We start from the raw sequence: 12,601 nt of genomic DNA, 5'->3' as shown, positions 1-12,601 counted from the left end.
TCCTTTAAAATTTACAAACTTTATTTCATTAGGGTTATTATTTAGATGTGTTATATTCCGTTATAAAAGGTAAGTTTCCGTCAGCTCACCTGAAAAATGGCTTTTTCCGTTAAAATTTATTGTTTGGCGGTTTAATTATTTATTAGTAGTTGGTACACGCCCCTCTTTGCCCAGTAAATCCTTTAAACGTTTTTTGAGTTTCTCTTTAAGACGTTTCAGCATAAGGACTCACTTCTCCTTCCGATAATTTAGAAAAGCAAATTTAACCACTCTACCGTCCAATCCTCTTATCTATAGTATAGTACGAAATTGGAAAGAATTAAATAAAAAACGATAAATAATTAGAAAAACTCGAGTTTGCCCATCTTTTATTGAGCGGATAAATACGCTTTTTTTATAGGCCCTATCCTTGAAAGACGTACTTTTGACGTTATAAAACTAAACGTCTGATCGAATCGTATAAACTATATTTATCATCGTCCAAATCAACAAAATTATACAATTTTGAAAAGAAATATCACATTAGATATGTGTCAGCTTAGCTTATCTCAATTGCATTATCCGGAATTGCGAATGGATTGTCCTCATTAATCCGGTCAAAAAACATAACACCATTTAAATGATCGATTTCATGCTGGAATACAACAGCTGGATAATCTTTCAATCTGAGCTTAACAGGATTATCATTAATATCTGTTGCGGTTATTGTAATACGGGCATGTCTTGGAACATATCCTTCTATAACACGGTCAACAGATAAACATCCTTCTCCATTTTGTAAATATGACTGCTCTACAGAATGGCTGATAATTTTAGGGTTGGCTAATCCCATACTGTATTTTTTTCCCTTACTATCTTCAAAGTGCAGTGCAATCAATTGTTTTTCTACACCTAGCTGTGGTGCTGCCAGACCTACTCCGGCTCTTAAATTATACTTTTCGGCAATTTCTTCATCTTGACTGTTTTTCAAGAATTGAAGCATGTCTTCTAATAACTGTTTATCATCTACTGATAATGGAACATTGACCTTTGCTGCTTTTTTAGTTAAAGAAGGGTGTCCTTCTCTGACAATATCATTCATTGTTATCATGTTTATAACTCCTTTTATAGATTTATCTTTATAACTCAACTTTCGCACCTAAGAATAAACACACTAACCTTGCTGTTCCAAGATGTACATGGTCTCTATTAACATACTTGCTTTTAGTTAACTTATCTTTTTATATTTTGAACAGGTTATTGTGTATAGCTTCCGCTCCGGCCAACCACTCCGCTTTCCATGGGGACGGCTTCAGCTAACTTGAAAAGAAACCCGCTTTTCAAGTGGATCTTCAGCTCGCCCTGTTCCCATAGGAGTCTACGTGGTTGGCCTGCGCTCTAATAGGATTCTACAGCGCATGGAAGAAATAATATCCTGATGAAGTAAGATGAAATCATCGCTTTTTAGCCTAAATAAACAATCATGCTGGTGTTTCAAATGGTGTTTAGCAGTTCAAATCATGACAGCAGGAATAATTCATATCAAAAATAGCTTTCATACACCAAAAACAAGGATTGCTGAGCATGTTTACCATGCAACACGAAAAATTTGTTCTGTCAGATCTGCCTTTTTTTGTTCAGTTATTTCAGTATAGAATACCCTGTTAGCGGAGGCGGACCGTTTTGACTCCTGAGGGATTAGCACCATCTGAAGATCCACTTTTGCCAAGTGATCTTCTTGGCAAAAGTTAGCTGAAGAGCGTGCCCCTAGGAAAGCAAAACGGTCCGCCGCAGCGGTCGCTTTACACTTTACCTTCTATCTTTGTCAACAGATATATGGAAGAGATGATCAACCCCTGTTCCTATGGATAGGAAGTTTCTTTTTAAAGTGCGAAAGTTGAGTTTATAACACATTAAAAATTTACGTTAGACAAGTCTGTTGCTTATAGTAACACATATTTGAATTAAGGATATTTCATATTATAAAATAGGAGAAGGAGATGTAAAAGCTTTTACTCTTTTCTTCCCTGACTCTTAGTGAGTATGTTACAATTTTATTCATGTATAGTCTCAAGGTCGAAGGATTTGAATGAACAGCTATGAAGTAAAAAAAGAAATGTACATATTGGAGGTTTTTTTGTGTCAAAAAAGATTTATATGTTTGCAATCATTATTTCATCTTTATTGTTAGTTACGGCATGCAGTAGTAAATCTTCTGAAGAAAAAATACATGACCATTTAGAAGAAGCAATTAATTTAGAAGAAGATTACGAAACGATGCAGGGAGAAATTGAAGAACTTGAATTGCAAGAAAAGGAAATATTTAATCAAATTGTGGATCTTGATATGGAGCAATTTGACCAAATTCAAGAATTGTCGCAGAATGCAATTTCTATTTCTGATCAAAAACAGGAAAAGCTCGGTGAAGAAAGAGAAAGTATAGAAGCATCAGAGGAGGAGTTTGTCCAGGTCGAATCTATTATTACAGATTTAGAGGATGAAAACCTAAAGCAGGATGCAGAAGAAATGTTTGAAATTATGACAAACCGGTATGCAGCATATTATGATTTAAATGATACCTACCAAACTTCAGTAGAACAGGAAAAAGAATTATATGAAATGCTGCAGTTAGAAGAGCTTGAACAAGAAGAAGTAACCAACCATTTAGAAGCACTAAATGAAAATTATGAAACAATTATTTCGTTTAACGAAGAATTTAATCAATTAACAGCAGAGTACAACGATGCAAAACGTGCATTTTATGAAGCCTCTAATCTGAATGTGAGCTATGAAGATGCAGCAGAAACGGAAACAGATGAATAAGTAAAATGATAAGACACCCTATACCGTTGCAACAACGGTATAGGGTGTCTTTCTTAAAGAATAAGAAAGTATATAAATAAAAATGTTGGAGCGGGCACCTCCTTGGTAAGAACACCATTGTTTTAAAGACCGATTGCTTTTCTTGGCTTTTCTTATGAAACAGAGCTCTAAATAATAACACAGGTGGGCTTTTCCATAATGCAAAAAATATTTTTGAGAAGCAGCTTGTTAAGTTTCGGGACAAAACTAATACAGTTTTTTTATTTAGTAATACAGTTTAAACTTAGAAGAATGATGGAGGGAAAGTCCTTGGGAAATATATTAAAAATACAAGAAGCAAAGTGATTGACCATCATAAAAAAATGAGCTAAGATAAGAGAGGATAAAAATTGTATTACTTTCTATTGCTCGTCCTTTTAGAACAGTAATGATAAAATAGCACAGATTAGGAAATCCTATATCAGAGTAAATGATTTTAGTATGTAATTTTTATTGTTTAAGGGTAGAATAGATAAAGAATACTTAATTTTGATATAAGAAAGGAAGAGGTGAATCATTTTGAAACAGGTACTTGAAAATATTGAAAACCAATTCGAAATGTTCCAAGTTCTAGATGAAAATGGAAAAGTTGTAAACAAAAATGATCTCCCTGATTTATCAGATGATGAATTGAAGGAGTTAATGAGACGTATGGTGTATACTCGTATACTTGACCAACGTTCCATTGCACTTAATCGTCAGGGACGTTTAGGTTTCTACGCACCAACAGCAGGTCAAGAGGCTTCTCAGTTAGGCAGTCAATTTGCATTAGAGCAGGATGACTTTATTTTACCAGGGTATCGTGATGTTCCACAGCTAATTTGGCAAGGACTTCCGTTATATCAAGCTTTCTTATTCTCAAAAGGGCATTTTCACGGGAATCAATACCCGGATGAAGTAAGAGCGTTAAGTCCACAAATCATTATCGGTGCACAGTATGTTCAAACAGCTGGTGTTGCTCTTGGTTTGAAAAAACGCGGCAAGAAAAATGTAGCAATCACTTATACTGGTGACGGTGGTACTTCTCAAGGTGATTTTTATGAAGGAATAAACAATGCTGGTGCATATAAAGCTCCTGCAATTTTTGTTGTGCAAAATAACCGTTTTGCTATCTCTGTTCCAGTAGAAAAACAAACGAATGCAAAAACATTAGCTCAAAAAGCTGTTGCAGCTGGAATTGAAGGAATTCAAGTAGACGGCATGGACGTTTTAGCAGTTTATGCTGCAACAAAGTTTGCCCGTGAACGTGCAGTTGCTGGTGAAGGGCCTACATTAATTGAAACATTAACTTATCGTTTTGGACCACATACCATGTCCGGTGATGATCCTACACGTTACCGTACTGAAGAATTAGATAAAGAGTGGGAACAAAAAGATCCACTAGTTCGTTTCCGTAAATACCTTGAAGGTAAAAAACTTTGGTCTGAAGAAGATGAAAACAAAGTAATTGAAGAAGCGAAAGAAGATATTAAAAAAGCAATCAAACAAGCTGAACAACAACCAAAACAAAAAGTTACAGATTTAATTAATCATATGTACGAAGAGCTTCCAACTCACTTACAGGAGCAAAAAGAAATCTACGAAGCAAAGGAGTCGAAATAAATCATGGCACAAATGACAATGATTCAAGCAATCACTGATGCAATGCGCGTAGAATTGAAAAATGACGAAAACGTGCTTGTATTTGGTGAAGATGTTGGACAAAATGGTGGAGTTTTCCGTGCTACGGAAGGTCTTCAAGATGAATTCGGCGAAGATCGTGTATTTGATACACCGCTTGCTGAATCAGGAATTGGCGGTTTAGCCATCGGTTTAGCAATGGAAGGATTTCGCCCGGTTCCGGAAATCCAATTTTTCGGCTTCGTTTATGAGGTAATGGATTCAATCAGTGGTCAAATGGCTCGTTTGCGTTATCGCTCTGGCGGTCATTATAATGCACCGATTACTGTCCGTGCTCCATTTGGCGGCGGAGTTCATACACCTGAATTACACGCAGATTCCTTAGAAGGACTTATCGCTCAACAACCAGGTGTAAAAGTAGTTATTCCTTCTACACCATATGAAGCAAAAGGATTATTAATCTCTGCAATTCGTGATAATGATCCGGTTGTATTCTTAGAGCATATGAAATTATACCGTTCTTTCCGCGGCGAAGTTCCAGAAGATGCTTATACAGTAGAAATTGGAAAAGCTGATGTAAAACGTGAAGGATCTGATGTAACATTACTTGCTTATGGAGCAATGGTTCATTCTTCATTAAAAGCAGCTGAAGAATTAGAAAAAGATGGTATTTCTGCTGAAGTAATTGACTTACGTACAGTTTCTCCAGTTGATTATGAAACTATCTTAAAATCAGTTAAGAAAACAAATCGCGTTGTATTTGTTCAAGAAGCACAACGTCAAGCTGGTATTGCTGGACAAGTTATTTCTGAAGTCCAAGAAAGAGCAATTTTACATTTAGAAGCTCCTATTCTTCGTGTTACTGCACCAGACACAGTTTATGCATTTTCTGATGCAGAAGAAGTTTGGTTACCTGATCATAAAGATATTGTTGAAAGAGTAAACGAAGTAATTAATTTCTAAATTTTAGGAGGACAAATTCATGGCATTTAATTTTAAATTACCTGATATTGGTGAAGGAATTCACGAAGGCGAACTTGTTAAATGGTTTGTTAAAGAAGGCGATGAAGTAAAAGAAGACGACGTGCTTTGTGAAATTCAAAATGACAAATCTGTCGTTGAAATTCCGTCTCAAGTTGATGGAACAGTTACTAAAATCCACGTAGCAGAAGGTGAAGTTGCAATTGTAGGTGATACATTGATTTCATTCGATGCTGAAGGATATGACGATGAAGAAGAGGAAGAAACAAAATCTGAAGATACTTCTTCTGAATCTAAAGAAGAAAAAACAAATGACAATGCTGCACAAGAATCAGAAGCTGCAGATGAATCTTCTGATGATAAACGTGTCATTGCGATGCCTTCTGTCCGTAAATTCGCACGTGAAAATGATGTGAATATTAAAGACGTACAGGGTTCTGGTAAAAACGGCCGTATTACAAAAGAAGATGTGGAAAGCTTCTTAAGTGGAGATCAGCCTAAAGCTTCTTCTGATGCTGCAGAAGCTGGAGAAACGAAAGAAACTGCAACATCTGAAAATACAACAGCTGCTCCACAAGGTCAGTATCCAGAAACACGTGAAAAAATGACTGCAATGCGTAAAGCAATTGCAAAATCTATGGTTAACTCTAAATCTAAAGCTCCACACGTAACATTGATGGATGAAGTGGATGTAACAGAATTAGTAGCACACCGTAAGAAATTCAAAGCTGTTGCTGCAGAACAGGAAATTAAGTTAACTTACTTACCTTATGTAGTTAAAGCATTGGTTTCTGCAACTAAGAAATTCCCGATCTTTAACTCTTACATTGATGAGGAAACAGAAGAAATTGTACAAAAACATTACTACAATATCGGAATTGCTGCAGATACAGATCGTGGACTTTTAGTTCCTGTTGTGAAGGATGCAGATAAAAAATCTATCTTCCAAATCTCCAGCGAAATTAATGAATTGGCAGTTAAAGCTAGAGATGGTAAACTAAAACCAGACGAAATGAAAGGTGCTTCCAATACGATTTCCAATATTGGTTCAGCGGGAGGTCAATGGTTTACTCCAGTATTAAACTACCCTGAAGCTGCTATTCTTGGAATTGGTCGTATTGCAGAAAAACCTGTCGTTCGTGATGGTGAAATCGTAGTGGCTCCAGTTCTTGCTGTATCACTAAGCTTTGATCATCGTATCGTTGATGGTGCAACTGCTCAAAATGCATTGAACCAAATCAAACGTTTATTGAATGACCCACAATTAATTATGATGGAGGCGTAAGTCATGGTAGTAGGAGATTTCCCGGTAGAAGTAGATACACTTGTCGTTGGTGCTGGTCCAGGAGGCTATGTTGCAGCAATTCGTGCAGCACAGCTGGGACAAAAGGTTACAATTGTTGACAAAGGTGAATTGGGCGGCGTTTGTTTAAACGTTGGATGTATTCCTTCTAAAGCACTTATTGAAGCAGGGCATAAATATCAGAATGCTAAAGGCTCCGAAGATTTAGGTATTACAACAGAAAAAGTAAATCTTGACTTTTCTAAAGTACAAGAATGGAAAGGCTCTGTTGTAAACAAACTTACTTCTGGTGTTAAAGGACTATTAAAAGGAAATAAAGTTGACATTGTAAAAGGGGAAGCTTACTTCGTTGATGAGCATACTGTAAAAGTTGCTGATGAAAAAAGCTCTCAAACTTATAAATTTAACAACTGTATTCTTGGTACTGGTTCTTCACCGATTGAAATTCCTTCTTTCAAGTTCTCTGAAAGAGTATTGGATTCTACAGGTGCATTGAACTTACCTGAAGTTCCTAAAAAATTAGTTGTTATCGGTTCTGGTTATGTTGGAACAGAGCTTGGTACAGCTTATGCGAACTTTGGCACAGAAGTAACCTTCTTAGAGGGCGCGAAAGATATTCTTGGCGGATTTGAAAAACAAATGACACAGGTTGTTAAAAAAGCTTTGGATAAAAAAGGCGCTAAAATTGTTACAGAAGCAATGGCTAAAGGTGCAGAAGAAACAAAAGACGGCGTAAAAGTTACTTATGAAGCAAATGGCAAAGAGGAAGTAATTGAAGCAGATTACGTACTTGTTACAGTAGGACGCCGTCCTAATACAGAAGAACTTGGATTAGAACAAATTGGCGTTGAAAAAGATGACAGAGGCTTGATCAAAGTGGATAATCAAGGAAGAACTTCTGTAAGCAACATCTTTGCAATTGGTGATATTGTTCCTGGTCCGGCTCTTGCTCACAAAGCATCTTATGAAGCTAAGATCGCAGCGGAAGCAATTAGTGGTGAGAAAGTGGCCATTGATTACAATGCTATCCCGGCAGTAGCATTTACTGAACCTGAATTAGCAACTGTTGGTCTTTCTGAACAAGCTGCTAAAGATGCAGGTTATGATGTAAAAGCAGCGAAATTCCCATTTGCTGCAAATGGACGTGCATTATCATTAAATACGTCAGAAGGCTTTGTGAAATTAGTTACCCGCAAAGAAGACGGTCTTATTATCGGCGGACAAATCGCAGGTCCAAATGCGAGTGATATGATTTCTGAAATCGGACTGGCTATTGAAGCTGGTATGACAGCAGAAGATATTGCATTAACTATCCATGCTCACCCAACTTTAGGTGAAATTACAATGGAAGCTGCAGAAGTTGGATTAGGTACACCGATCCACACAATGTAAGTTCCTAAACCAAAAAGACATGTATCGGGTAAATCTGCCCGGCATGTCTTTTTTTATCTGATTACAAGTAAGTATTAAATTTAATCTCGTACAATATGATACAGATGATGGATAAAAAAGGTATCAGCTACTGCAAATGTTTAAACAGAAGCTGATACCTTTTTATCATATTATAACTTCTTCTAATGTTTTTTTCATTAGCAAGTATTTAATATACGATTTGATTGCTTGTATCTACAATAGACTCTAATGTATCCATGATTTGGCCGCGTGACATTGCATTTTCAACTGAAAAAACAACTGATTCATCTTTAAGTAAGTAAAAACTATTTGTACTTAAGGTATAATCCGAAGGTAAATCCTGATTATCCATTGTACGCTTTTCGGGACTGGAAAGCTCTTTAGGATACTTTGCCTTCAAGTCAATAAATGTATTCATATAGCTATCATTATCGTCATCTGGAGGTACATATATAACCTGATAATCCGTAAATTGAAATTCGATTACTTGTATGTCCTCTTCCGATTGGCAACTATTTAATATAGGGATGATCGTAAATAATAGTAGAATGATACTGAATTTCTTCATTCTATGCCACCTCTTCCAGAAAATAAAACAAGTATCTACTTTTTTATTTTCATACGATATACATAGCTTAACAAATATATTTTATGAATTTGCAGATGTTATAAAATAGTAAAGAAAATGATATTAGAGTAACATTCAATTGTAGTAAAGTGTAATACTTTAAAAGAAAAGTAATGAAAAATAGATTCTGTAAAATGATAAGTTTTTTTGTTGCAAAAAGATTAAAAGATTATAAATAGTAAAAGCTCTCCTTGGACTCCGTATTATTTACCGTAGCCTCAAGGAAAGCTTTCTGCATTTTATTAACTTATTTATGATTTTAAACTTTTTCTTTTTTTTCGTTCTATATTAGCTGCATCTGCTTTTAGTGTTTTCATCAGAGAGAATACGATTAAAATCATAATAATGGAGAATGGCAATGCCGCAATAATAGAGGCAGTCTGTAATGCATTTAGTCCGCCTTGCCATAGCAATACAGCAGCAGTTGCTGACTGAATAACTCCCCATACTAATTTAATCTGATAAGGAGGGTATAAGCTACCTCCTGTTGTCTGCATACCAAGTACAAATGTTGCCGAATCTGCTGATGTGATAAAGAATATAGCAATTAATAAAATAGAAACTAAAGAAAGTACAGTTCCTAACGGGAAGTTTTCAAGCAATGAGAACAATGCTACTTCTTCCCCGAATTGAGAAATTTGGCCGGCGATATTGGTTGTTCCTTGTAAATCATAATACATCGCTGTACCGCCAAAAACAGTAAACCATAATGCGCCAAAAATAGTAGGTACAAGTAAAACACCAATGACAAATTCACGAATTGTACGTCCTCGGGAAACACGGGCTATAAATGTTCCCACAAATGGAGCCCAAGCCAGCCACCATGCCCAGTAAAAGATAGTCCAATCGTTAATCCATTCTGTATTCCCAGTTCCAAAGGCATCCAGTCTTAAGCTCATGCTGGGAAGGTTTTGAATATAGTTTCCTGCTGTATTTGTAAATAAGCTTAAAATATAATCTGTTGGGCCTAAAACTAATATAAGGAACATTAAAGCAATTGCAAGTACAATATTTGCGTTACTGAGAATTTTAATGCCTTTATTGACACCGCTCAAAGCAGAAATAATAAATAATACTGTTACGACTAAAATAATAATCAGTTGTAATAATATGCCGGAGTCAATACCAAAAACGTAGGAGATACCTCCGCTGATTTGAATGGCTCCAAAACCTAATGATGTTGCTACACCAAATACAGTAGCAAATACAACTAATACATCAATGGCTGTTCCCCATTTTCCTTTAACTTTATCACCGAAAAGAGGAACTAATATGGAACTTACTAATCCTGAAGAATTATGCCGGAATTTAAAGTATGCCAGTGCTAAGCCGACAATTGCATAAATCCCCCACGGATGAAATCCCCAGTGGAAAAAGCTGTATTGCATAGCTACCATAGCTGTTTCAGTTGTTCCAAGCTCTCCATAAGGTGAATTATCGAATAAGTGTAATATTGGCTCGGCAGTACCCCAAAAAACAAGCCCGATACCCATACCTGCACTGAACAGCATAGCGAACCAGCTGATATAAGTAAATTCTGGCTTATCCTCCGGTTTCCCTAATTTAATCAGTCCATATTTCGAAAAAATCAAGAAAAAAGAAACACCGATAAACATTGTGGCAACAATTAAGTAATACCAACTAAAATGACTTACAATAAATGATTGAATTGTACTTGTAACATTATCTAAATTAGCATTTGGAAGTATACTGGACGGTATTACTCCCCATATGATAAAAATAAGTACGATTACTGTCGAAATCCAGAAAACATTTGTTATTTTCTTCACTAATAACTCCTCCTGACTGCTCTTTAGTAAAATACCCATAATGTTAAGAAATAAACGCGCTATTCTATGTTTTCTATGCAAGCCGTACGATTGCTCATTGTAACATATTATCCTATAATAAAACTAGTAAACTATTATGAAACGTGGAGGTTTTTGTAGAATGTTAAGGAAAAGCAGTGTTATTTTTATGTTAATTGTTGTCATTGGAGTTCTTTCTGCGTGCAGCTCTGGTGATGATAATGAAGACAGCACCGGCGAGCAAGGGGAGGACCAAACAGAAGACACAGAAGCAGAAGAAAATACTGACGAAAACGATGCATCTGCACAGTCTGAGGGAACAGGTGAAGATAAAGAACAGGACGAAGCGGCAGAAGAAAAAGAGCCGGAATATTACATATCCGAAGAAACATCATCAATAGAACCTATTGATGATGCGGAGGAAAAGGTAGTACTGTTAACAATTGATGATGCACCTGATGAGAATGCTTTAGAGATGGCGGAAACATTGAAAGAAAAGGATGCAAAGGCTATATTCTTTGTTAATGGTCATTTTATTGATGACGAAGAAGGAGCAGAGAAGCTCAAAAAAATTTATGAAATGGGCTTTCCAATAGGAAATCATACAAATACGCATGTGGTGCTGCCTGATGTTTCTGAAGAGGAGCAGACAGAGGAAATTATAGCAGTGAATGATCGTGTAGAAGAAATTATTGGGGAACGGCCTGCTTTTTTCAGAGCGCCTCATGGGATGAATACAGATCATTCTCGTGAAGTAGTTGAGCAAGAAGGAATGGTGTTAATGAATTGGACGTATGGTTTTGATTATTTTGAGCCGTATCAAGATGCAGACAAGCTGAAAGAAGCTCTGATTAGCGGAGAAGCTCCTGAAATTGGAGAGGAGCACTCTTTATTGAGGTCTGGCGCCAATATTCTTATGCACGACCGGGAATGGACAAATGAAGCGTTAGGTGATGTAATTGACGGCTTCAGAGAACAAGGCTATGAGATTGTTGATCCAGATCTAATTGAAACCATAGACTAAAAAGATGGAGGGGAGACTGTGTTCCAAACGAGAATTACAAAGCTGTTAAATATTAAATATCCAATTATTCAGGGCGGATTGGCATATTTGGCTTATGCTGATCTTGCAGCAGCAGTTAGTAATGCTGGAGGGCTTGGTCAAATTACTGCGATGAGCTTACCGACTCCAGAAAGTCTGCAAAAAGAAATTCATAAGGTAAAACAGCTGACCACTCAGCCGTTTGGTGTAAATTTTGCAATTGGGCAGCACGGCAGAAAATTTGAACACATGGTGCAGGTTGCCATCGATGAACAAGTCCCAGTAGTTTCTATTACTGGCGGAAACCCGGCTGGTGTTTTAGATATGTTAAAAAATTCCTCCATAAAAACACTTGTCTTGGTAGCATCCTCAAGGCAGGCTCAAAAAGCCCAGGAATTAGGCGCAGATGCAGTGATGGTCGTTGGACAAGAAGGTGGAGGTCACTTGGGCAGAAGTGATACAGGTACCATTGTTTTAACGCCGCATGTCGTTGATGCGCTTAAAATCCCGGTAATTGCTTCTGGCGGTATTGTTGATGGAAGAGGCTTAATGGCCGCACTTGCTCTTGGTGCAGAGGGAATTGAAATGGGAACAAGGTTTATTGCAACAAAGGAAATACACACGCATATAAATTATAAACAAGCGATTTTGTCTGCAGATGAAGGAGACACTGTTGTGATAAAACGTTCGTTAGGAACTCCGGCCAGAGCATTACGCAGTTCTTTTACAGAAAATATTCTTTCTTTGGAAGAAAAGTACGGGAATAATTATGAGAAGTTAAAAGATTATATTAGTGGAGAGGTAAATCAAAAATATATTCAGTCAGGTGAGGAATCGGCAGGTTTTGGATGGGCTGGCCAAGGGGCCAGCCGTATTCATCAAATTTTAAGCGTGGAAGATTTAATAAGCTCCATTATACATGAAGCGGATCAGATTCGGGAAAAATGGAGTAAAGAGGTGTAAAA

At 36.8% G+C, this 12,601-nt stretch carries 10 protein-coding genes; 7 read left to right on the top strand and 3 right to left on the bottom strand.

Annotated features, from left to right (window positions below):
* Positions 1-538: 538 nt before the first annotated feature.
* Entirely contained in the window at positions 539-1,090 is a 552-nt protein-coding gene (gene def, locus MKY30_RS21780) for a peptide deformylase (protein WP_147211072.1), read from the bottom strand.
* Positions 1,091-2,118: 1,028 nt separating this feature from the next.
* On the opposite strand from def, the gene MKY30_RS21775 reads away from it, so the two are divergent.
* The 5 genes from MKY30_RS21775 to lpdA all read left to right on the top strand — a co-directional run bounded on the left by MKY30_RS21775 (position 2,119) and on the right by lpdA (position 8,137).
* Positions 2,119-2,802 carry a YkyA family protein gene (locus tag MKY30_RS21775; RefSeq protein WP_246145070.1) on the top strand — a complete coding sequence of 228 codons (684 nt, stop codon included), beginning with the start codon at positions 2,119-2,121 and terminating at the stop codon, positions 2,800-2,802.
* A gap of 558 nt (positions 2,803-3,360) precedes the next feature.
* Positions 3,361-4,443 (top strand): pyruvate dehydrogenase (acetyl-transferring) E1 component subunit alpha, encoded by a 1,083-nt coding sequence (gene pdhA / locus MKY30_RS21770; protein WP_147209670.1) that lies wholly within the window; start codon positions 3,361-3,363, stop codon positions 4,441-4,443.
* A 3-nt stretch (positions 4,444-4,446) separates the two neighbouring features.
* On the top strand, positions 4,447-5,424 hold the full coding sequence (locus MKY30_RS21765; RefSeq protein ID WP_147209669.1) for an alpha-ketoacid dehydrogenase subunit beta: 978 nt from the start codon (positions 4,447-4,449) through the stop codon (positions 5,422-5,424).
* Between the two features lie 19 nt (positions 5,425-5,443).
* The gene (locus tag MKY30_RS21760) at positions 5,444-6,727 is read left to right on the top strand and encodes a dihydrolipoamide acetyltransferase family protein (protein ID WP_147209668.1); all 1,284 of its coding nucleotides are present in this window, start codon (positions 5,444-5,446) and stop codon (positions 6,725-6,727) included.
* A gap of 3 nt (positions 6,728-6,730) precedes the next feature.
* A complete protein-coding gene (lpdA, locus tag MKY30_RS21755; protein ID WP_147209667.1) occupies positions 6,731-8,137 on the top strand; it encodes a dihydrolipoyl dehydrogenase in 1,407 nt (468 codons plus the stop codon).
* A gap of 208 nt (positions 8,138-8,345) precedes the next feature.
* On the opposite strand, the gene MKY30_RS21750 is transcribed toward lpdA, so the two are convergent.
* Together MKY30_RS21750 and MKY30_RS21745 are read right to left on the bottom strand one after the other, a co-directional pair.
* Entirely contained in the window at positions 8,346-8,726 is a 381-nt protein-coding gene (locus MKY30_RS21750) for a hypothetical protein (protein ID WP_339282428.1), read from the bottom strand.
* 311 nt (positions 8,727-9,037) lie between these two features.
* Positions 9,038-10,576, bottom strand: coding sequence for a glycine betaine uptake BCCT transporter (locus MKY30_RS21745; RefSeq protein ID WP_341085362.1), 1,539 nt, complete (start codon positions 10,574-10,576; stop codon positions 9,038-9,040).
* A gap of 160 nt (positions 10,577-10,736) precedes the next feature.
* Here MKY30_RS21745 and MKY30_RS21740 point away from each other — a divergent pair, with 160 nt between their 5' ends.
* Together MKY30_RS21740 and MKY30_RS21735 are read left to right on the top strand one after the other, a co-directional pair.
* The gene (locus MKY30_RS21740) at positions 10,737-11,618 is read left to right on the top strand and encodes a polysaccharide deacetylase family protein (protein WP_341085361.1); all 882 of its coding nucleotides are present in this window, start codon (positions 10,737-10,739) and stop codon (positions 11,616-11,618) included.
* 18 nt (positions 11,619-11,636) lie between these two features.
* Positions 11,637-12,599: an NAD(P)H-dependent flavin oxidoreductase gene (locus MKY30_RS21735; protein WP_147209663.1), complete on the top strand. Its 963-nt coding sequence runs from the start codon at positions 11,637-11,639 to the stop codon at positions 12,597-12,599.
* The last annotated feature ends 2 nt before the right edge of the window (positions 12,600-12,601 follow it).

It is taken from the genome of Oceanobacillus sp. FSL W8-0428 (assembly GCF_038004405.1).
Taxonomy (GTDB): Bacteria; Bacillota; Bacilli; order Bacillales; family Amphibacillaceae; genus Oceanobacillus; species Oceanobacillus sojae.
The sequence above is the reverse complement of the archived record's forward strand: the minus strand, read 5'-3'. Positions and strand labels throughout refer to the sequence as shown.

Excerpts from the sequence above, each read along its gene's own strand:
- MKY30_RS21765 (WP_147209669.1), top strand. The coding sequence starts at position 4,447 with ATGGCACAAATGACAATGATTCAAGCAATCACTGATGCAATGCGCGTA.
- MKY30_RS21760 (WP_147209668.1), top strand. The coding sequence starts at position 5,444 with ATGGCATTTAATTTTAAATTACCTGATATTGGTGAAGGAATTCACGAA.
- def (WP_147211072.1), bottom strand. The coding sequence starts at position 1,090 with ATGATAACAATGAATGATATTGTCAGAGAAGGACACCCTTCTTTAACT.
- MKY30_RS21740 (WP_341085361.1), top strand. The coding sequence starts at position 10,737 with ATGTTAAGGAAAAGCAGTGTTATTTTTATGTTAATTGTTGTCATTGGA.
- lpdA (WP_147209667.1), top strand. The coding sequence starts at position 6,731 with ATGGTAGTAGGAGATTTCCCGGTAGAAGTAGATACACTTGTCGTTGGT.
- MKY30_RS21750 (WP_339282428.1), bottom strand. The coding sequence starts at position 8,726 with ATGAAGAAATTCAGTATCATTCTACTATTATTTACGATCATCCCTATA.